Raw genomic sequence first — 20,281 nt, 5'->3', positions numbered from 1 at the left:
TATCGCGAGCAAGCTCGCTCCCACATTGACGAGGTCTGACTGAAAATCTTCATACCCAAACCATTTTGTCCGACAATATGTAGTGAGCAAAAATAATCACTACAAAACCGTTGACGCCTCCGATTTGCCCTTGCATGATGCAGACGTCTCCCCGATCGGGAGTACAGGCAACTGTTTGAGCAAGCTCGTCTGACCGCCGAGCTGTTTTATGGATAAGGGACTGCCCACAAGGCAGATTGAAGGTGCTGACCTGGCATGACCGTCCGGTAACAAGGACGAGAAACGTCGGCGAAGATCCTCATGACGCGCGTGGTCGACCCTCGAAAGTTGACACTGCCTGATGATTCTTCGCTGTTTCTCTTCGTTGTAGCGCATTTGCGTAGCAGCCCTTCGATAACACTACACAACCGATGCACGACCCCGTCGAAGTTCGACGGACGAACGCTGACGGCCTGGTTTCGGTAGCAGGCAGGCACTTACCGAGTAGCGAAGTTTTTGCGAACCACCAGACAGATCAACCAAATGGTCAAGGGGCTTACACATGAATCTGAATAATCAACCATCTATTGATGAATTGGCTCGCATGTTCGCCGCACACAAGGACACACTCGACAGCCATATCCTGTGGATCAGCAAGACTGGCCAGGTCCACATGGACTGCCTGTCGCCCTACACCCAAGAAGACGAGTTCGAAAAGAACACGCAAGAGCTGTGTGCCCGGCTGAAGATGTACCGCCGTGGCCAGGGCTACGTTGGCAAGAAGGCCGCCGCTGACAAAGACTTCATGGGCCGCGTGTTGCAAACGCTGACCCAGGCCTGGCAGTCGATGCAGAACACGTCCGAGGTCCGGGTCATCGACCGCCTCTGCTGATATCCCCTAACAAAAGGGCCCGTTCCTGGATCAGGAGCGGGCCCTTTTTTGTGAGACCGGAAACTAGAACACCGACCAGCCGATTCGCTGGCTCATCATTTCCAGCGCCGCCATGCCGGCCAGGGAGTTGCCGGCGACGTTGAGTTCGGGCGACCAGACGCAGACGGTGAACCTTCCTGGCACCACGGCGACAATCCCGCCGCCGACACCGCTCTTGCCCGGGAGGCCGACGCGATAAGCGAAGTTGCCGGCCTCATCGTACAAGCCGCTGGTGGCCATGATGGAATTGACCTGCTGGGTCTGCCGGGCGCTGAGAATCTGTTCGCCGCTGTGCTTGCAGAACCCATCGTTGGCCAGGAAGCAGAATGCCCGCGCCAGGTCGATGCAGCTCATCCGCAAGGCACAGTGGCTGAAATAACTGCGCAGCACGGCTTCCACGTCGTTATGGAAGTTGCCGAACGATTGCATCAGGTACGCCATCGCCGCGTTGCGGGCGCGGTGCTGGTATTCCGACTCGGCGACCTTGCCGTCCACCATCACCTGCGGGTTACCCGACAGGCGGCGCACGAAATCACGCATCGACAGCGCCGGAGCCGCAAAACGCGACTGGTTGATATCGCAGATCACCAACGCGCCGGCATTGATGAACGGGTTACGCGGCCGACCACGCTCGAACTCCAGTTGCACCAGGGAATTGAAGGGCTGGCCAGATGGCTCATGGCCCAGGCGTTCCCAGATCGCTTCGCCGGAATGCCCGATGGCCTGCACCAGGCTGAACACCTTGGAAATACTCTGCACCGAAAACGCTGTGTCGGCGTCGCCAGCGCAATACAACTCGCCATCATTGCCATACACGGCAATACCCAACTGGTTGGGCACCACGGTGCCCAGGGCAGGAATGTAATCGGCTACCTTGCCCTGACCAATCAGGGGGCGAACCGCATCGAGGATCTCGTTCAACAGTGCTTGCATACGCGCGGGGTCCAGTCATTCCCCGTTCGAGTGCGGGGATACAGACGCTAGACGCTGGTGGACGGGGTCAGAGCACACTGATTATCAAGCTTCAGGCATACAACCCTGTAGCAAGGGGATCTGTGGGTGCAGACTTTGTGGGAGCAAGGCTTGCCCGCGATGAAAATGACATGGTCTATCTGGAACCGAGTCGCCTGCTTCGCGGGCAAGCCTTGCTCCCACAGGATGCAAGCGTTTTCATGGGCGCTGGTCATCAAATCGAGCGGTCTATAGTTCAAAGGATCAATCGGCAGGAGCAGACGATGCGTCAGATCATGCAAAAAGAACCCTGGTGGGCCTCGCCGCCCAAGCCAGGGCAGGATGAAAGCGAGCTGGAATGGGGTTGGCTGGTGATCTACAGCGAAGGCGAGCCACGTTTCGAATTCATCAAGGAACGTCCATCGGACGAGCAGATCCGCCATCGCAAGGGCTGTCGCGTCACCCTCGGCTCAGAATGAACCGGCCCGTCACGGCTTGATGTCCGGCAGTGCCACCGCCCGATTGGCCAGGTCAGCCTCCACCAGGCTGCCCCCTATTTCTTCGTCCAGGTAGTACACCGGTGCCATCACCCCGCTGAGGGGATGCTTGAGTGACTTGGACCACGCCTCGTCGAACGCAGCGCTCAGGCTTTTGCGGATCTGCGCCTCCATTTCCGGCCGCTCGCCCTCATGGATGATCGCGCGAATACCCGCCACGCCCACCGAGATCAACGCCCCGGCCGCCTTCCCGGCCACGGCCGCCGCCGCACCGGTTGCCCCACGCGTGGCGAACTGGGCCTCGATTTTTTCGCTGGTGCGTTGCGCCACCGTGGCGATCACTGCCTCCGATGGCCCGGCACCTGTGGTTGCAGCCTTGTTGACGTGATCGATCAGGGCCGCATAGGCCGGCAGGGTGGTCAACGGTTCGGTGTGGACCATCTCGTACAACGAAGCGTCACGCGCCGCCGGCGGCCCCAGGCGGATGGCCGGGATGCCGTGCAGGCGCCGATTCATCAGTTCGTTCGGGATGCGATGCCGCAGGGCGATGACCTGGACCTGCTGATTGAGCTGGCGCAGGTAGTAGTCCATTGCGTTGGCCCTGATCGCTTCGGGATCGATTTCCACCGCCACCGGTTCCAGCACCTGATCGCGATACTGTTCCTGCAGGTAAACCGCCAGGCGCCTGGCCGAGGAATCCGCCTCGCCCTCGGCGCTGGCGGCATACCAACTGACCTTCACCGCCAGCCACTCCTGGGTCCAATAGCTGCTGAACCAGGGGATGAATTCAACCTCGGTGCGCTCGTAGACCAACACGCGCCAATGCTCCATCGACCCACGGGCGTAGAGTGCCGCCTGTTCGACGGCGCTTTTCGATGCCGCGATGATCTGTTGGTCCACCTGCCGCCACGTGTCCTGGGCAATCACTACCGTGGCGACCGATTGACCGCGCTGTGGCGCGGCGCACCCCGCCAGAACGAGCACAACGGCCAACATCAGCGAACGCAGCACAGTCGCGCCACCCCGGATTCATGTGATCCACGGGGTTGAGTATAGGTCGTGAGGAACAGGGATCCGGGTTAAACACACAAAACCAATGTGGGAGCGAGCTTGCTCGCGATAACGGTGTATCAGTTGCTATCAACGCTACTGACCCACCGCTATCGCGAGCAAGCTCGCTCCCACAGGATCTAATCCAACAGGTATCTGGCAGGCCTTCAACCCAACGCCGTGTCGAGAAACATCATCACCGCAAAGCCCATCATCAACCCCAGAGTGGCCGGGGTTTCATGGCCGTTGCGATGGGTCTCGGGAATCACCTCGTGGGAGACCACGAAGATCATCGCCCCCGCCGCCAGCCCCAGGCTGATGGGGTACGCGACGGCCACACCCGACGACATGCCCAGGCCGATCACCGCCCCCAGTGGCTCCATCAGCCCCGAGCCGACCGCGATGAGCGCAGCACGCAAGGTGCTGATGCCGGTGACGCGCAGCGCCATGGCGATGGCCAGGCCCTCGGGGATGTCCTGGATGGCGATGGCGGTGGTCAGGGGCAAACCGACCTTGAAATCGCCATCGGCAAAACTGACGCCGATGGCCATGCCTTCCGGCAAGTTGTGCAAGGTGATGGCAAGCACGAACAGCCAGACGCGATTGATGCGCTCGGCTTGCGGGCCGCGCCGACCACTCAACTCGTGCTCATGGGGGACGAAACGGTCGAGGCCGATCATCAAGGCGACGCCCAACCCCAGGCCGACCACGACGACAAACGCGGCGAGCAATTGATTGCCACAAATGACCTGTGCAGCCTCGATCCCCGGCAAAATCAGTGAGAATGAACTGGCGGCGAGCATCATGCCCGCGGCGAAACCCAGCATGATGTCCTGGGTTCGGGACGAGATGTCCCGCAATACCACTGCCATCAACGCGCCCAAGGCGGTGGCGGCAAAACCCGATGTACCGCCCAGCACGGCGTAGCCCAGGTTTTGCCGGTCTGCTCCCACCAGTGCGTTGTAACCGCTGTAGAGCAATAGCCCGGCAATCACCGCCAGCCCCAGCCAGAAGGTCACCCCTAGCACTAGATTGTTTTGCACAGGATCCAGCCAGGTACGCCAGGGCGACCGGATCCGGGAGGTGGGCTGGTCCATCGAATGTCCTTACTGGGGTTAGCCAGGCCAAGTCTGGTCGTTCGCGCCACGGCTTGAACGATCAAACGCAATGTTCAGGCGAGGGAGCCAAGCCCCCTCGCCGGTTTCCTAAAGTTTGTCACCTTGTAACCCTGAACCCAAGTCGGCACCTGTGGTGGGGTCGCTATCGGGGTTGGACATCGTCCGTGCCTTCATGTCCATCAACAACGCTTCGTCTTTTTTACTCAACTGTACACTGGCGAGCCCATCGCCGCCGTCCACGGCGGGCGTTGGGTTTTCGACGAACTCCCAATCGTCGCCCTGGTTCCATGGACCGCGCACGGAAGGTTCGCCTTGGGACATGTTGAAATACACATGGCTGAACTCTGGCATACCGGGCAATTTGCCTTGGGGGAAATTGGGCTGGATCGAATGCAAGGCTTTTTCGAACGACAACTGGTGCGCGATTTCACGAGTCATCAAAAAGCCCAGTGCTTCTTTTACGCCGGGATCGTCAGTGAGGTTCATCAGCCGTTCATAGATGATTTTCGCCCGGGCCTCGGCGGCGATGTTAGAGCGCATGTCCGCCGTAGGTTCGCCGATGGTGTCGACATAGGCGGCAGTCCAGGGCACGCCAGCAGAGTTGGTCAGCGGCGAGCCGGCGCCATACAAGAGGCTGGTGATGTGAGAGTCGTTACCGGCACCGTTGATGTCCCGGTACAGTTGCCCTTCCTTCTCCACCCCTTCGGCCATCCTGCCCTTGGCACCCTTGTTCAACATCACGATGATCGAACCGATCACTTCCAAGTGGCTGAGCTCTTCGGTGGCGATGTCCATCAGCAAATCCTTGCGACCCGGATCGTCCTCGGACAAGGCCTGGGTGAAATAACGCGACGCCGCCGCCAGTTCCCCTTGGGCCCCACCGAACTGCTCAAGCAGCAGGTTGGCGAGGCCAGGATTAGGCTCAGCGACACGCACGGTGTACTGCAATCTTTTGTTATGTAAAAACATGATTGAACTCCTCGTTCAGGTACACGGCATGAGAACACTGCCAACGGCAGGCCCATGAAAGTCTGAAGAAGTTAAACGAATAAAATTTAGTTTTTATTCAGAACAGAGGACGAGTGGTCTATTGCAACTCAAGCACACTCGCTTATTTTCAAACAATAAAATCCATCAGCGAAGTCGGGCATGAATACCCGACTTAATATCACCGCCGAAACAGGTCCCTGCCCAATGGCACGGGACCTGCGAGACCGCGAAACATTACGAATTACGACCGCCACCGCGGCTGTTTTCAGCGCCTTTCTTGCCGGTTTCAGAGGCTTTCTCCCGGTCGTTGGTAACGTTGCCGCCCGAGGCCTGACCACCTTTTCTGCCGGCTTCAGAAGCCCGTTCAGGGTCGTTGGCAAAGTTACCCCCCGAGGCTTGTCCGCCTTTGCGTCCGGCTTCTGCGGCGCGTTGCGGGTCGTTGGCAAAATTGCCGCCCGAGGCCTGGCCACCCTTGCGCCCAGCCTCGGAAGCGCGCTCAGGATTATTGGCAAAATTACCACCTGATGCCTGGCCGCCCTTTTTCCCGGCTTGCGATGCCTTTTCACGATCGTTAGCGAAATTGCCAGGGTTGTTATTACCTGTGTTAGCCATTTCATTCACCTCGTTAAATTGATATCAACGAATCTTGCTGACTCGTCTTATTCGGAAAACATGACGCCGCCAAGGTTTTAAGGAAACGCGGCAAACGGCGACGAATGGTCAACGCTTCTATTTACACCTGTACCCTTGATAGTTATTGCAACAGGCTATTAAACAAGCGGCGACCGATTAACAGTCTTAACGCTAAAACTTGATCCAACGAAAAACCTGTGGGAGCGAGCTTGCTCGCGGTAGCGGTGTATCAGGCGATAGTGATAGTGAGTGATTGATCGCTATCGCGAGCAAGCTCGCTCCCACATGGATCTACGGAAAAACAGTGCGTGTCTTTCCACGCTGTCCGCCAAAGGCCGGGCCACGCCGGCACCCCATTGCACCGGTCTCGTCAGCCTGGCCTCGCGCCGTTCCAGGAAGCCAAAACTCGCGGGCTGCCGGTGTTGTCCTGCACCACCGCACTGACCGGCTTGCGGTGTCCGGATACCCTGTCGCCGATACCCGGATTCAAGAATGCTCAGGGTGAAATCGGATCGCTCGCTGGAAACGTTTCCTCCAACGCGTCGTCCAGTTGGTTGTTGGTGACATTCCGATCCCCCACCTTACCGCTGCGCTCGCAATGGCAATCGAGTGAAGGACAAGGTTCACCGTTGGGATGTTGTTCGGCGCAGGCCTGGCTGCAATACGCCTCGCCGTCGTGGTTGAACATCCGTTGCGGATCCACCTCGCATTGGCAATCGGGGCAACCGCACTTTACTTTGCTCATGCTCTTTCTCCCGAGGTAACGGGTTGAAGGCGCCGTCAAAACTGGACATCGAGGTTCGCCGTTGCTACACCGTGGTTGGCCACATACACATCGGCAGTCCAGCCCTTGGTCAGGTTGTGATAGGACTGGGTGCCCAGGGCCGTGCCGCTGTCCCACGCCAGAATGTCGCCAATATCGATGTCATTGGCTGAACTCAGCTTCAGCACCGTATGGCGGTCCTCTTGCTTCACATACACACCCACCATTGAGCTCTCTCGATTGATGGCCCGTACTTCACCCTGGGTCCGCTTCATACGTTTCCTCTCTCGGCAGTTTCAGGAGCAGCGACACCACAGGGCCGACCGCTCTTTGCTGCTCAGCGTTTGGCTTCGGTATGTGGGGTAGCCGAACGCTCCAGGAACGCCGCGGTAATCTGCGGCAGGTGGTCGCGCAACCAATCGGCCATGGCAATTTCCTGTGGCAGGATCTGTTCGCAGGCCCGTTGCGTCTCCACATCGCCGGCCATTTTCGCGGCCTCGATCAACACGGTGTAGGAGGCAATCTCGAGGTTCTCGAACACGTAGCCACTCATGGCGCCCTTGACCACTTCGTCGCTCATCGTCATCCCGCCCACCGCTTGACCAAAGGCCATGAGTTTGCCGGCCAGGTCCTTGAGCGTCGACGTACTGCCGCCCAGGCGCTGGATGCATTGCTCCACGAGCTTCTGCTGCCCGAGCGTCTCTTCCAGGTGCTGTTCGATCCGGGTCTTGAGCGCCGGGTAATGCTCGAGCCGCGCGGCCTGGGCCTTGAGCATTTTTTCCGCTTGCTGTTCCATGGCATGGGCATCGTTGAGCCAATCCAACAGGTTCTCTTTAGGCGTTGCCATTTCCTTCTCCTTAGCCCTGGTCGCCACTGCGGCGCAGCGCGACGGTTCTGAAATACCGCACATAAAGGTGGATATCGCGGCGCGGGGGAAAGTTTGAACAAACCAGCAGCCAGGGCGACGAAAGGCGTCTGCTCGCTCCAGGTGCTAACCTCAACGGCTCAAGGCCAGCGCAGACACCTTCCATGCCCGACGACTTTCACCGAGCCCCCATCGATCAGTTACTGGCGTACACCGCCGGGCGCCGCTTCCTCGTGCTCACCGGCGCCGGCATCAGCACCCCTTCGGGCATCCCCGATTATCGCGACAGCGACGGCGTGCGTCGGGGTCTACAGCCGATGATGTACCAGGAGTTCCTCGCCCAGGCCGAGGCACGACGGCGCTATTGGGCCAGGGCGATGCTGGGCTGGCCACGGGTCAGGCAGGCCAGGCCGAACGTCGCTCACGAAGCCTTGGCCGAGTTGCAGGCGCAGCAACGCATCACCGGCCTGATTACCCAGAATGTCGACACCCTGCATGACCAGGCCGGCAGCCAGGACGTCATCGAACTGCACGGCAGCCTGCATCGCGTGTTGTGCCTGGATTGCGGCCAACGCAGCGAGCGACAGCAGATTCAGCGATTGATGGAAACCCAAAACCCTTACCTGGCCGGCGTCGATGCGGTACAGGCACCTGATGGCGACACCCTGCTCGACCCCGCGCTCGAGGCGCGCTTCCAAGTCCCCCATTGCCCCCATTGCGGCGGCGAGCGGTTAAAACCCGACGTGGTGTTTTTCGGCGAGAACGTCGCCCCCCTCACCGCGACCCGCGCCATGCAAGCCGTCGAGCACGCGGACGGCCTGCTGGTGGTGGGTTCGTCGCTGATGGCGTATTCGGCGTTTCGCCTGTGCCGGGCCATCAAGGACCAGGGCAAGCCGCTGCTGGCGATCAACCGAGGCAAGACCCGGGCTGATGAGCTGTTGGACCTCAAGCTGGAAGAACCCTGTGAGAAACTGTTACCGCTATTGATCTGACACCACGCAATCCCCCTGTGGGAGCGGGCTTGCTCGCGAAGGCGGTGTGTCAGTCAATATCCATGCTGGCTGATCCGACGCCTTCGCGAGCAAGCCCGCTCCCACAGGAATTGTGGCTACTTCGCTGTCAACTGCGCCCCTATATCCTGATCCCTGAGCGTATCGAACAACGCCTGCGCCGCCGCTGACAGTTCATGCCCCGGCTTGGTCAGCACCCCGATGGCTCGCTCGATCACCGGATCGCTCAAGGTGATGCAGCGGGCCCCCAGCTCATGCATCTGCCCGACACACAGCGCCGGCACGGCACTCACCCCCAGCCCACTGGCGACCATCCGCCCGACGGTCGCCAACTGGTGGCTCTCGAACTCCACGGGCAGCTTCATCCCTCGGGCCTGCAGATGCTCTTCCAACATCACCCGCACGGTGGAGGGCCGTTGCAGCGTGATGAAGGGCTGCTCCAGCAGGGTTTCCCAGTGGATTTCGTCGTGCTGGGCAAACGGTGAGTCCAGCGGCACCACCGCGACGAAGCGATCGAGGTACAAAGGCGTGAACGCCAAAGACGAACCCTGCATCGGCTCGAACGCCACGCCCAGTTCGACATGGCGATCACGGACCATTTCCAGCACCTGTTCATTGATCACATCGTTGACCGTGACGTTGACATTCGGATAGCGGGCGCGGAAGGTCTTGAGGATCGGCGGCAACAGGTTGCCGGCAAACGAAGGCATCGCCGCCAGCGTCACGCGACCGCGCTGCAAGGTGAAGCGCTGGCGCATTTCGTCCTCGGCGTTGTCCCAGTCGGCCACCAGTCGGCGGGCCAGGGGCAGCAGCGACTCACCTTCGGGGGTCAACGCCACGTTGCGGGTATTGCGGCTGAACAAGCGGCCACCGAGGCCTTCTTCCAGGGCCTTGATGGTCAAGCTCAGGGCCGATTGGGAGAGGTGCAGCCGCTCGCAGGCCACGGCGAAACTCAGACTCTGGGCCACGGCGAGGAAGGCGCGGACTTGCTTGAGGGTCATGGTCGTTTTGTGTCCGGTTGGGTAGGAGCTGTCGAAGGCTGCGATCTTTTGATCTTTCGCTTGAGATTCACGCGTTATTGGAAAGATCGCAGCCTCGTTGCACTCGACAGCTCCTACGGAGGGAGGCAACTATTGAGTTTTATCAATCAATTCAATCTAAAAATCAACTTAACAAATATATGACTTGGCGCAACACTGCATTCCATTGCGACCCCATCAAGAATAAAAGAGGTGTCTATGGCAGGTTTCGACAAACGCGTGAGCTCTTATGAGCAAGCGCTGGAAGGCTTGAAGGACGGCATGACCGTCATCGCCGGCGGCTTCGGCCTGTGCGGTATCCCGGAAAACCTGATCGCCGAGATCAAGCGCAAGGGCATCCGCGACCTCACCGTGGTGTCCAACAACTGCGGCGTCGACGGTTTCGGCCTCGGCGTGCTGCTGGAAGACCGGCAGATCCGCAAGGTGGTCGCTTCCTATGTGGGCGAGAACGCCCTGTTCGAGAAGCAGCTGCTGAGCGGCGAAATCGAAGTCGTGCTCACCCCCCAAGGCACCCTCGCCGAAAAAATGCGCGCCGGTGGCGCAGGCATCCCGGCCTTCTTCACCGCCACCGGCGTCGGCACACCCGTGGCCGAAGGCAAGGAAGTGCGTGAATTCCATGGCCGCCAGTACCTGATGGAAGAATCCATCACTGGCGACTTCGCCATCGTCAAAGGCTGGAAGGCTGACCATTTCGGCAACGTGATCTATCGCCACACCGCCCAGAACTTCAACCCGCTGGCCGCCACAGCGGGCAAGATCACCGTGGTGGAAGTCGAAGAAATCGTCGAACCCGGCGAGCTGGACCCGACGCAGATCCACACCCCTGGCATCTACGTCGACCGGGTCATTTGCGGCACGTTCGAAAAACGCATCGAACAGCGCACCGTGCGCAAGTGACCCCCTGCCCCCGGCCCGAATGAAGGAATAAGAACATGGCACTTTCCCGCGAACAAATGGCTCAACGCGTCGCCCGCGAAATGCAGGACGGCTACTACGTGAACCTGGGCATCGGCATTCCGACCCTGGTCGCCAACTACATTCCCGAAGGTATGGAAGTCATGCTGCAATCGGAAAACGGCCTGCTCGGCATGGGCGCGTTTCCCACCGAAGCCGAAGTCGACGCTGACATGATCAACGCCGGCAAGCAGACCGTCACCGCACGCATCGGCGCGTCGATCTTCTCTTCGGCCGAATCGTTTGCCATGATCCGTGGCGGCCACATCGACCTGACCGTGCTCGGCGCATTCGAGGTGGATGTCGAAGGTAACATTGCCTCGTGGATGATCCCCGGCAAGCTGGTCAAGGGCATGGGCGGCGCGATGGACCTGGTGGCCGGTGCCGAGAACATCATCGTCACCATGACCCATGCGTCCAAGGACGGTGAGTCGAAACTGCTGCCGCGCTGCAGCCTGCCGCTGACCGGTGCCGGGTGCATCAAGCGCGTGCTGACCGACCTGGCCTACCTGGAAATCCAGGACGGCGCCTTCATCCTGAAAGAACGCGCTCCAGGCGTCAGCGTCGAGGAAATCGTCGCCAAGACCGCCGGCAAGTTGATCGTGCCGGACCACGTGCCTGAAATGCAGTTCGCTGCCCAGTGAGGAGAGATTCGATGCAAGAAGTCGTGATTGTCGCCGCTACCCGTACCGCCATCGGCAGCTTCCAGGGTTCGCTGGCTGCCATTCCCGCCCCGGAACTCGGTGCGGCGGTGATTCGTCGCCTGCTGGAGCAGACCGGTTTGTCCGGCGAGCAGGTCGATGAAGTGATTCTTGGCCAGGTGCTGACCGCAGGTTCTGGGCAAAACCCGGCGCGCCAGGCGTCGATCCTCGCTGGCCTGCCCCACGCCGTGCCGGCGCTGACTTTGAACAAGGTCTGCGGCTCAGGGCTCAAGGCGTTGCACCTGGGCGCCCAGGCGATCCGCTGTGGCGATGCCGAGGTCATCATCGCTGGCGGCATGGAAAACATGAGCCTGGCTCCGTACGTGTTGCCGGCCGCCCGTACCGGCCTGCGCATGGGCCACGCGAAGATGATCGACAGCATGATCACCGACGGTTTGTGGGATGCCTTCAACGATTACCACATGGGCATCACCGCCGAGAACCTGGTGGACAAGTACGAGATCAGTCGCGAGGAGCAGGACGCCTTCGCCGCCGCGTCCCAGCAGAAAGCCGTCGCCGCCGTTGAAGGCGGTCGGTTCGCCGATGAGATCACGCCGATCCTGATTCCCCAGCGCAAAGGCGATCCCGTGGCGTTCGCCACGGATGAACAGCCGCGCGCCGGTACCACCGCTGAATCCCTGGGCAAGCTCAAGCCGGCCTTCAAGAAGGACGGCAGCGTCACTGCGGGTAATGCGTCCTCGCTGAATGATGGCGCCGCCGCCGTGATCCTGATGAGCGCGGAAAAAGCCAAGGCCCTCGGCCTGCCGGTCCTGGCGAAAATCAGTGCATACGCCAATGCCGGCGTCGACCCGGCCATCATGGGCATTGGCCCGGTCTCGGCCACCCGTCGCTGCCTGGACAAGGCTGGCTGGTCGCTGGAGCAGCTTGACCTGATCGAAGCCAACGAAGCCTTCGCCGCCCAGTCGCTGGCCGTAGCCCGGGAACTGAAATGGGACATGAACAAGGTCAACGTCAATGGCGGCGCCATCGCCCTGGGCCACCCTATCGGTGCCTCGGGTTGCCGGGTCCTGGTGTCGCTGCTGCATGAAATGATCAAGCGCGACGCCAAGAAAGGCCTCGCGACCCTATGCATCGGCGGCGGCCAAGGCGTGGCCCTGGCACTGGAGCGAGCATAACCGACACGGGTACAACGGTGGCTGCACGGACCCACGAATATCCGCGCAGCCACTGGCACCACCACCGGCGCGACCTCGGTTGCGCCGGTTTTTTTTTGCCTGCTGGTTTATGTGCATGGCTTGCCGACCCCATCGCGAGCAAGCTCGCTCCCACAGGGGACCAGGGGTACACAACCTCTATGTTCGCCACAAAACCCTGTGGGAGCCGGGCTTGCCCGCGATGGCGGCGGTACATTCAGCCTCCCAGTGACAGATACACCGCTTTCGCAAGCAAGCCCGCTCCCACAGGGGGCCAGGGGGTACACAACCTCTATGCTCGCCACAAAACCCTGTGGGAGCCGAGCTTGCTCGCGATGGCGGCGGTACATTCAGCCTTCCAGTGACAGATACACCGCTTTCGCGAGCAAGCTCGCTCCCACAATGGACCAGGGGTACACAACCTCTATGTTCGCCACAAAACCCTGTGGGAGCCGGGCTTGTCCGCGATGGCGGCGGTACATTCAGCCTCCCAGTGACAGATACACCGCTTTCGCGAGCAAGCTCCCACAGGGGACCAGGGGGTACACAACATCTATGCTCGCCACAAAACCCTGTGGGAGCCGGGCTTGCTCGCGAAGGCGGCGGTACATTCAGCCTCCCAGTGACAGATACACCGCTTTCGCGAGCAAGCCCGCTCCCACAGGGGGCCAGGGGTACACAACCTCTATGCTCGCCACAAAACCCTGTGGGAGCCGAGCTTGGCCGCGATGGCGGCGGTACATTCAGCCTCCCAGTGACAGATACACCGTTTTCGCAAGCAAGCCCGCTCCCACAGGGGACCAGGGGTACACAACCTCTATGTTCGCCACAAAACCCTGTGGGAGCCGGGCTTGCCCGCGATGGCGGCGGTACATTCAGCCTCCCAGTGACAGATACACCGCTTTCGCAAGCAAGCCCGCTCCCACAGGGGGCCAGGGGGTACACAACCTCTATGCTCGCCACAAAACCCTGTGGGAGCCGAGCTTGCTCGCGATGGCGGCGGTACATTCAGCCTCCCAGTGACAGATACACCGCTTTCGCGAGCAAGCCCGCTCCCACAGGGGACCAGGGGGTACACAACCTCTATGTTCGCCACAAAACCCTGTGGGAGCCGGGCTTGCCCGCGATGGCGGCAGTACATTCAGCCTCCCAGTGATAGATACACCGCTTTCGCGAGCAAACCCGCTCCCACAGGGGGCCAGGGGATACACAACCGCTATGCTCGCCACAAAACCCTGTGGGAGCCGAGCTTGCTCGCGACGGCGGCGGTCTGTCGGCCGCGGTAAGCCCAGACAAAAAAACGGCACCTTTCGGTGCCGTTCGTTTTCACACTCGGGGCTTTACTTGCGTGCCGCCTCCCATGATTTCAACAGCTCGGTGTAGCTCACGGTTTCGCCTTTAGGCTTCTCGTTCGCCAGTTTCGGCTTCGGTGCGCCCGGCTGATCGAACCAGTATTGCGCGTCGCGCTCAGGGTTCATCTTAGGTGCGCAAGTGGCTTGGGCCTTGGAGCGTTCCAGACGGGTCATGATCGCGTCCTGATCCTTGGCCAACCCGTCGAGGGCCTGCTGCGGGGTCTTCTCGCCACTGGCGGCTTCGGCGATGTGGCTCCACCACAGTTGCGCCAGGCGTGGGTAGTCCGGCACGTTGGTCCCGGTCGGGGTCCATTGCACGCGGGCCGGGCTGCGGTAGAACTCCACCAGGCCACCGAGTTTCGGCGCCAGGTCGGTCAGCGCCTGGGAGTTGATGTCCGACTCACGAATCGGCGTCAGGCCCACGATGGTCTTCTTCAGCGACACGGTCTTGGACGTCACGAACTGCGCATAGAGCCAGGCCGCGAGTTTTTGCTTCTCAGGCGTGGACTTCATGAACGTCCAGGAACCCACGTCCTGATACCCCAGCTTCATGCCCTCTTCCCAATACGGACCGCGTGGCGAAGGTGCCATGCGCCATTTCGGCGTGCCATCGGCGTTCATCACCGGCAGGCCCGGCTTGGTCATGTCGGCGGTGAAAGCGGTGTACCAGAAGATCTGCTGGGCGATGTTGCCCTGGGACGGCACCGGACCGGACTCGGAGAAGGTCATGCCCGCCGCTTCCGGTGGCGCGTATTTCTTCATCCAGTCCACGTATTTGGTGGTGGCGAACACGGCCGCGGGACCGTTGGTGTCGCCGCCACGGGTCACGCTGGAACCGACCGGATGGCAGTCTTCGACGCGAATGCCCCACTCGTCCACCGGCAAACCGTTGGGCAGGCCCTTGTCGCCGCCACCGGCCATGGAGAACCAGGCATCGGTAAAGCGCCAGCCCAGGGACGGGTCTTTCTTGCCGTAGTCCATGTGACCGTAGACGCGCTTGCCGTCGATCTCCTTGACGTCTTCGGAGAAGAACTTGGCGATGTCTTCATAAGCCGACCAGTTCACCGGCACACCCAACTCGTAGCCGTACTTCTCCTTGAACTTGGCCTTCAGGTCCGCACGCTCGAACCAGTCGGCGCGGAACCAGTACAAGTTGGCGAATTGCTGGTCAGGCAGTTGATAGATCTTGCCGTCCGGCGCGGTGGTGAAGGAAATGCCGATGAAATCCTTCAGGTCGAGGGTCGGCGAGGTGTAATCCTTGCCTTCATTGGCCATCAGGTCAGTGATCGATTCGGTCTTGCCGTAGCGGAAATGCGTACCGATCAAGTCCGAGTCGTTAACCCAGCCGTCATAGATATTCTTGTCCGATTGCATCTGGGTCTGCAGCTTCTCCACCACGTCGCCTTCCTGGAGCAGGTCGTGGGTTAGCTGGATCCCAGTGATTTCGCTGAAGGCCTTGGCCAGCACTTTGGATTCATATTCGTGGGTGGCGATGGTTTCCGACACCACGTTGATTTTCATCCCGCGAAACGGCTGGGCGGCCTTGATGAACCACTTGAGTTCTTCGAGCTGCTGCTCGGCTGTCAGGGTCGACGGCTTGAATTCACTGCCGATCCATTTTTTAGCGGCGTCTTCATAGGCGTCGGCCCAGGCCGTAGCGCTCAGCCCGCTGAGTGCCAGCATGGCTGCCAATGAAACGCTATGTCGCAGCTTATTGTTTTTATCGAACATAGAGACCTCCTGTTTGGGTTTAAGAGCTTTCGTCGAACCTTTGCGACTAGCCCCACCGCATCACTGCCAACAGCCACACCCAAGACAACGCGAACGCTATCCAGATGCTCCAGTCGGTGGCGCCGATCACCAGCAGATGCAGGTAGGCGCTACCGAGAAGACCGATAAACAACCGATCGCCACGGGTGGTGGCAATCGGCAGGAAACCGCGCCGAGGGATGCTCGGCGAACGCAGTTCCCAGGTGGTCATGCCCGCCAGCAGCAAGGCGATGACCGCAAAAAAAGCCGCCGTCGGGCCGGTCCAGTTCATCCATTCCATCATCGACTCCTCAGACCCGGCCCAGGGCAAAGCCCTTGGCCACGTGGTTGCGAACGAACCAGATCACCAGCATGCCCGGCAGGATGGTCAACACCCCCGCCGCCGCCAGCACACCCCAGTCGATACCGGACGCCGACACCGTGCGGGTCATGACCGCCGCGATCGGCTTGGCATTCACCGAGGTGAGCGTGCGCGCCAGCAACAGTTCGACCCAGGAAAACATGAAGCAGAAAAATGCCGTGACACCGATGCCGGAGCCGATCAACGGAATGAAGATCTTGGCGAAGAACTTGGGGAAACTGTAGCCGTCAATGTAGGCGGTCTCGTCAATTTCTTTCGGCACCCCGGACATGAACCCTTCGAGGATCCACACCGCCAGCGGCACGTTGAACAGACAGTGGGCCAGGGCCACGGCGATATGGGTGTCGAACAGCCCAATCGACGAGTACAGCTGGAAGAACGGCAACAGGAACACCGCCGGTGGCGCCATGCGGTTGGTCAGCAGCCAGAAGAACAGGTGCTTGTCCCCCAGGAACCGATAGCGGGAGAACGCATAGGCCGCCGGCAGCGCGACGCCCAGGGAAATCACCGTGTTCAGGCTCACGTAGTACAGCGAGTTGAGGTAACCGGTGTACCAGCTCGGGTCGGTGAAGATCACCTTGTAGTTGTGGAAGGTGAAATCGTGCGGCCACAGGGTCAGGCCGCCAAGGATCTCGGTGTTGCTCTTGAACGACATGTTCAGCAGCCAGTAGATCGGCACCAGCAGGAACAGAATGTAGATCAGCAACGGAATCAGCTTTCTCTTGCTCATCGTGCGGGCCTCAACGGTTGGCGTCGGAGTGCGTCATGGCGGTGTAGAACAGCCAGGACACCAACAGAATGATCAGGAAATACACCAGGGAAAACGCCGCCGCCGGGCCCAGGTCGAATTGGCCGATGGCCATCTGCGTCAGGGTCTGGCTGAGGAACGTAGTGGCGTTGCCCGGGCCGCCGCCGGTGAGTACGAACGGCTCGGTGTAGATCATGAAGCTGTCCATGAAGCGCAGCATCACGGCGATCAGCAGCACGCTCTTCATCTTCGGCAACTGGATGTGACGGAACACTGCCCAGTTCGATGCCCGGTCGATCCGCGCGGCCTGGTAGTACACGTCGGGAATTGCCCGCAGCCCCGAATAGCACAGCAGCGCCACCAACGACGTCCAGTGCCAGACGTCCATCACCAGCACGGTGACCCAGGCGTCCATGGTGTTGGCCGCATAGTTGTAGTTGATGCCCAGACCGTTGAGGGTCGAGCCCAGCAAACCGATGTCGGCGCGGCCGAAGATCTGCCAGATGGTGCCCACCACGTTCCACGGGATCAGCAGCGGAATGGCGAGGATGATCAGCACCAGGGACGACCATTTGCCCTTGGTCGGCATGGTCAGGGCGATGGCGATGCCCAAGGGAATCTCAATCAGCAGCACGCACGCCGAGTAGATGAACTGGCGCAGCAACGAGTCGTGCAAACGTGGATCGAGCAGCACCTGCTTGTACCAGTCGGCGCCGACGAAGTAGCGGCTGGACTGGTCGAAGATGTCCTGCACCGAATAGTTGACCACGGTCATCATCGGGATCACGGCGCTGAAAGCCACCAGCAGGAACACCGGCAACACCAGCCACCAGGCCTTGTTGTTCTGCACCTTGTTCATGGCTGCACCTCGCTCAACGGTTCCAGCAAATACTCATCGGCATAGACCATCAGCCATTGGGCCGGAAAACTGATATACGCCGTGCCTTCGGGCACCGGCTTGTCTTCGGCCAGGCGGACCTTCAGCGGTGCGCCATCGAGGTTGAGGGTCAGGATCTTGTAGGTGCCCAGGTCTTCGACGTGAACCACGTCAGCCCGCATCGCGTCGTCGTAAGGGCCATCCCAGACATGCACGAACTCGGGACGGATACCGACCTTCAGGCTTTTGCCTTCGGCTTCGGCGACCCGACGTTGCAAGGCGTCCGACAGCGGCAAGTGAGTCGAGGCGAAACCGACGCCACCGGGCTGCGCCGTGACCTCGATCAGGTTCATCCCCGGGCTGCCGATGAAGTAGCCGACAAAGGTGTGGCTCGGGCGCTCGAACAAATCCCGAGGCGTGCCGAACTGCACGATCTGGCCGCCGTACATCACCGCGATCTTGTCGGCGAACGTCGAGGCTTCCAACTGGTCGTGGGTGACGTAGACCATGGTGATGTTGAACTGCTCATGGATCTGCTTGAGCTTGCGCCGCAGTTTCCATTTCAGGTGCGGGTCGATCACCGTCAGCGGTTCGTCGAACAGGATCGCCGACACATCGTCGCGCACCAGCCCGCGGCCCATGGAGACTTTCTGCTTCTCATCGGCGGTGAGGTTGCGGGCTTTTTTGTCCAGCAGGTTCTGCAGGTCCAGGACCTCGGCGATTTCCTGCACCTTGGTGTGGATCCGCGCTTCGGCCATGCCCTGGTTGCGCAGCGGGAACGCCAGGTTGTCGAACACCGTCATGGTGTCGTACACCACCGGGAACTGGAACACCTGGGCGATGTTGCGGTGTTCCGGGGTCAGGTCGTTGACGACTTTGCTGTCGAACATCACCTGCCCTTCGGAGGGGCTGAGCAAGCCGGAAATGATGTTGAGCAAGGTGGATTTGCCGCAACCCGAAGGCCCGAGCAGCGCATAGGCGCCGCCCTGCTCCCAGATGTGGTTCATCTCGCGGATCGCGTAGTCCTCGGGGCCCGCCGGGGTACTGGTGTAGCTGTGGGCGAGGTTCTGCAAACGAATTTCGGCCATCAGGCAACCCTCGCGATACGCTGGCCAGGGGCTTGGACCAACTTGCCCTGGGCGTCGAAGACAAACAGTTTATGGGTCGGAATGTAGATGCGAATCGGCGTGTCCACGTCGTACTCATGCACCCCTGGCAAGTGCAGCACCAGCAGGAAATGCTCGTTGCGCACGTGCAGGAACGTCTCCGAGCCGCTGATCTCGGCCACCTCGACGGTCACCGCCAGTTCGAGGTCGTCATCGTTGCTCGGCACCAGGGAAATATGGCTGGGGCGCACGCCGAAGCGGAACTCACCCTCGCCCACCGGGCGCAGGTCGACGTTTAACGGAAAGTGGACAAAGTTGGCGAAGCTGACTTCATTGCCGGCGATACGCCCTGGCATGAGGTTGATCGGTGGTTCGGAAAACAACTCGGCGGCCAACACGGTTTGTGGCTGGTGATAGACCGAGGACGACTTGCCGCTCTGAATCACCCGACCCTCATGCAGGATCGTCGTGGTGCCGCCCAAAGCCAGCGCTTCGTTAGGCTCGGTGGTGGCGTAGACGGCGATGGTGTGGCGGGCCTGGAACAGCTCGCGCATTTCCTGACGCAGCTCTTCACGCAGCTTGTAGTCCAGGTTCACCAGTGGCTCGTCGAACAGAATCAGCTCGGCGTCCTTGACCAGCGCCCGGGCCATGGCCGTGCGCTGCTGCTGGCCGCCGGACAATTCCAGTGGATGACGCTTGAGGAATTTCTCGATCCGCAACATTTTTGCGGTTTCCAGGACCTTGCTCTGGATGACCTCTTCGGACACCCCGCCCTGGCGCAACGGCGAGGCGATGTTTTCGAAAACGGTCATGGTCGGGTAGTTGATGAACTGCTGGTAAACCATCGACACGTTGCGCAACCGCACCGGGCGGTTGGTGACATCGACGCCGTTCATCAGGATGCGGCCGCTGTCGGGCTTGTCCAGACCGGCCATCAGGCGCATGAGGCTGGTCTTGCCGGACAGCGTGCGGCCCAACAGGACGTTGAAGGATCCGGGTTCGAAACTCAGATTGGCATCGTCGATCCAGGTCTGGCCTTCGACGGTGCGACAGATGTGCTCAAGCTTTAATGACATGGCTCGGCCTTTTTATTATTTGGAGTCAAGCGACCCGAATCTAAAAGCGAAAGCCGTGCCAGAAATCAAAAGCCTTTGATCTTATTGGTTTTTTATAAAATCCTTCAGAAAAATACGTTCGTTGATGAACACAAGTGAACAACCATGACTGAACAACTGAACAATTCGCGGGTTGACAATGAACAATTTTGAACAACACTGAATAGGACCTGTGGGAGCGAGCTTGCTCGCGATAGCGGTGGGTCAGTTGAATCAATGTGACTGATCCACCGCTATCGCGAGCAAGCTCGCTCCCACAGGGTCGGTGCATATTAAGTAGTGCCTGGATCTGCCCCAGCACAAGGAGTCTGTGCGA

The 20,281-nt window shown here is 60.2% G+C and carries 20 protein-coding genes and 3 pseudogenes; 6 read left to right on the top strand and 17 right to left on the bottom strand.

What is annotated here, in order from left to right; all coding sequences use genetic code 11:
- Positions 1-541: 541 nt before the first annotated feature.
- Positions 542-871, top strand: coding sequence for a hypothetical protein (locus AB4N80_RS15545; RefSeq protein ID WP_060741484.1), 330 nt, complete (start codon positions 542-544; stop codon positions 869-871).
- Positions 872-934: 63 nt separating this feature from the next.
- Here AB4N80_RS15545 and glsB read toward each other — a convergent pair whose 3' ends face one another.
- Positions 935-1,843 carry a glutaminase B gene (gene glsB, locus AB4N80_RS15540; protein ID WP_122568468.1) on the bottom strand — a complete coding sequence of 303 codons (909 nt, stop codon included), beginning with the start codon at positions 1,841-1,843 and terminating at the stop codon, positions 935-937.
- Between the two features lie 302 nt (positions 1,844-2,145).
- Here glsB and AB4N80_RS15535 point away from each other — a divergent pair, with 302 nt between their 5' ends.
- Positions 2,146-2,340, top strand: coding sequence for a hypothetical protein (locus tag AB4N80_RS15535; protein ID WP_058545342.1), 195 nt, complete (start codon positions 2,146-2,148; stop codon positions 2,338-2,340).
- A 9-nt stretch (positions 2,341-2,349) separates the two neighbouring features.
- Here AB4N80_RS15535 and AB4N80_RS15530 read toward each other — a convergent pair whose 3' ends face one another.
- From AB4N80_RS15530 to AB4N80_RS15490, 9 genes and pseudogenes are all read right to left on the bottom strand, one after another.
- Entirely contained in the window at positions 2,350-3,369 is a 1,020-nt protein-coding gene (locus tag AB4N80_RS15530; RefSeq protein ID WP_305467661.1) for a hypothetical protein, read from the bottom strand.
- Positions 3,370-3,575: 206 nt separating this feature from the next.
- Positions 3,576-4,505: a ZIP family metal transporter gene (locus tag AB4N80_RS15525; RefSeq protein WP_122568465.1), complete on the bottom strand. Its 930-nt coding sequence runs from the start codon at positions 4,503-4,505 to the stop codon at positions 3,576-3,578.
- A gap of 108 nt (positions 4,506-4,613) precedes the next feature.
- Entirely contained in the window at positions 4,614-5,495 is an 882-nt protein-coding gene (locus tag AB4N80_RS15520) for a manganese catalase family protein (RefSeq protein WP_122568464.1), read from the bottom strand.
- Positions 5,496-5,750: 255 nt separating this feature from the next.
- A pseudogene (locus AB4N80_RS15515) lies at positions 5,751-5,873 on the bottom strand (con-10 family general stress protein); the annotation flags it as partial.
- Positions 5,874-5,897: 24 nt separating this feature from the next.
- Positions 5,898-6,047: pseudogene (locus AB4N80_RS15510) on the bottom strand (con-10 family general stress protein); the annotation flags it as partial.
- A 15-nt stretch (positions 6,048-6,062) separates the two neighbouring features.
- Positions 6,063-6,128, bottom strand: a pseudogene (locus AB4N80_RS15505) (hypothetical protein); the annotation flags it as partial.
- A 517-nt stretch (positions 6,129-6,645) separates the two neighbouring features.
- Positions 6,646-6,894, bottom strand: coding sequence for a metallothionein (locus AB4N80_RS15500; protein ID WP_460082855.1), 249 nt, complete (start codon positions 6,892-6,894; stop codon positions 6,646-6,648).
- 35 nt (positions 6,895-6,929) lie between these two features.
- Complete coding sequence (locus tag AB4N80_RS15495) at positions 6,930-7,187, bottom strand: hypothetical protein (RefSeq protein WP_122568461.1); 258 nt, start codon at positions 7,185-7,187, stop codon at positions 6,930-6,932.
- A 62-nt stretch (positions 7,188-7,249) separates the two neighbouring features.
- Positions 7,250-7,759 (bottom strand): ferritin-like domain-containing protein, encoded by a 510-nt coding sequence (locus tag AB4N80_RS15490; RefSeq protein ID WP_122568460.1) that lies wholly within the window; start codon positions 7,757-7,759, stop codon positions 7,250-7,252.
- Between the two features lie 182 nt (positions 7,760-7,941).
- On the opposite strand from AB4N80_RS15490, the gene AB4N80_RS15485 reads away from it, so the two are divergent.
- Positions 7,942-8,769 carry an NAD-dependent protein deacetylase gene (locus AB4N80_RS15485; protein WP_460082851.1) on the top strand — a complete coding sequence of 276 codons (828 nt, stop codon included), beginning with the start codon at positions 7,942-7,944 and terminating at the stop codon, positions 8,767-8,769.
- Positions 8,770-8,885: 116 nt separating this feature from the next.
- Here AB4N80_RS15485 and AB4N80_RS15480 read toward each other — a convergent pair whose 3' ends face one another.
- Entirely contained in the window at positions 8,886-9,788 is a 903-nt protein-coding gene (locus AB4N80_RS15480) for a LysR family transcriptional regulator (protein WP_122568458.1), read from the bottom strand.
- A gap of 237 nt (positions 9,789-10,025) precedes the next feature.
- Between AB4N80_RS15480 and AB4N80_RS15475 the strand changes: the two genes are divergently transcribed.
- From AB4N80_RS15475 to AB4N80_RS15465, 3 genes are read left to right on the top strand one after another with little or no spacing between them, the layout of a single operon-like run.
- Positions 10,026-10,724 (top strand): CoA transferase subunit A, encoded by a 699-nt coding sequence (locus AB4N80_RS15475; RefSeq protein ID WP_122568457.1) that lies wholly within the window; start codon positions 10,026-10,028, stop codon positions 10,722-10,724.
- Between the two features lie 35 nt (positions 10,725-10,759).
- Positions 10,760-11,425: a CoA transferase subunit B gene (locus AB4N80_RS15470; protein WP_003180355.1), complete on the top strand. Its 666-nt coding sequence runs from the start codon at positions 10,760-10,762 to the stop codon at positions 11,423-11,425.
- A gap of 11 nt (positions 11,426-11,436) precedes the next feature.
- A complete protein-coding gene (locus tag AB4N80_RS15465) occupies positions 11,437-12,618 on the top strand; it encodes an acetyl-CoA C-acetyltransferase (RefSeq protein ID WP_122568456.1) in 1,182 nt (393 codons plus the stop codon).
- A 1,358-nt stretch (positions 12,619-13,976) separates the two neighbouring features.
- Here AB4N80_RS15465 and AB4N80_RS15460 read toward each other — a convergent pair.
- Genes AB4N80_RS15460 through AB4N80_RS15435 form a run of 6 tightly spaced genes read right to left on the bottom strand, consistent with a single transcriptional unit; the run spans position 13,977 to position 19,926 of the window.
- Positions 13,977-15,719, bottom strand: coding sequence for an ABC transporter substrate-binding protein (locus AB4N80_RS15460; RefSeq protein WP_122568455.1), 1,743 nt, complete (start codon positions 15,717-15,719; stop codon positions 13,977-13,979).
- Between the two features lie 46 nt (positions 15,720-15,765).
- On the bottom strand, positions 15,766-16,038 hold the full coding sequence (locus tag AB4N80_RS15455) for a DUF2160 domain-containing protein (protein ID WP_053184018.1): 273 nt from the start codon (positions 16,036-16,038) through the stop codon (positions 15,766-15,768).
- Between the two features lie 10 nt (positions 16,039-16,048).
- Positions 16,049-16,849 carry a carbohydrate ABC transporter permease gene (locus AB4N80_RS15450; protein WP_014337490.1) on the bottom strand — a complete coding sequence of 267 codons (801 nt, stop codon included), beginning with the start codon at positions 16,847-16,849 and terminating at the stop codon, positions 16,049-16,051.
- 10 nt (positions 16,850-16,859) lie between these two features.
- Positions 16,860-17,726: a carbohydrate ABC transporter permease gene (locus AB4N80_RS15445; RefSeq protein ID WP_030142069.1), complete on the bottom strand. Its 867-nt coding sequence runs from the start codon at positions 17,724-17,726 to the stop codon at positions 16,860-16,862.
- Positions 17,723-18,832, bottom strand: a complete 1,110-nt coding sequence (locus tag AB4N80_RS15440; protein WP_305467671.1) for an ABC transporter ATP-binding protein — start codon at positions 18,830-18,832, stop codon at positions 17,723-17,725. The genes AB4N80_RS15445 and AB4N80_RS15440 overlap by 4 nt, the downstream gene beginning before the upstream one ends.
- Positions 18,832-19,926, bottom strand: coding sequence for an ABC transporter ATP-binding protein (locus AB4N80_RS15435; RefSeq protein ID WP_122568453.1), 1,095 nt, complete (start codon positions 19,924-19,926; stop codon positions 18,832-18,834). Before AB4N80_RS15435 ends, AB4N80_RS15440 begins: the two co-directional genes overlap by 1 nt.
- Between the last annotated feature and the right edge of the window lie 355 nt (positions 19,927-20,281).

This window comes from Pseudomonas sp. H3_A02 (genome assembly GCF_054671965.1).
The sequence above is the reverse complement of the archived record's forward strand: the minus strand, read 5'-3'. Positions and strand labels throughout refer to the sequence as shown.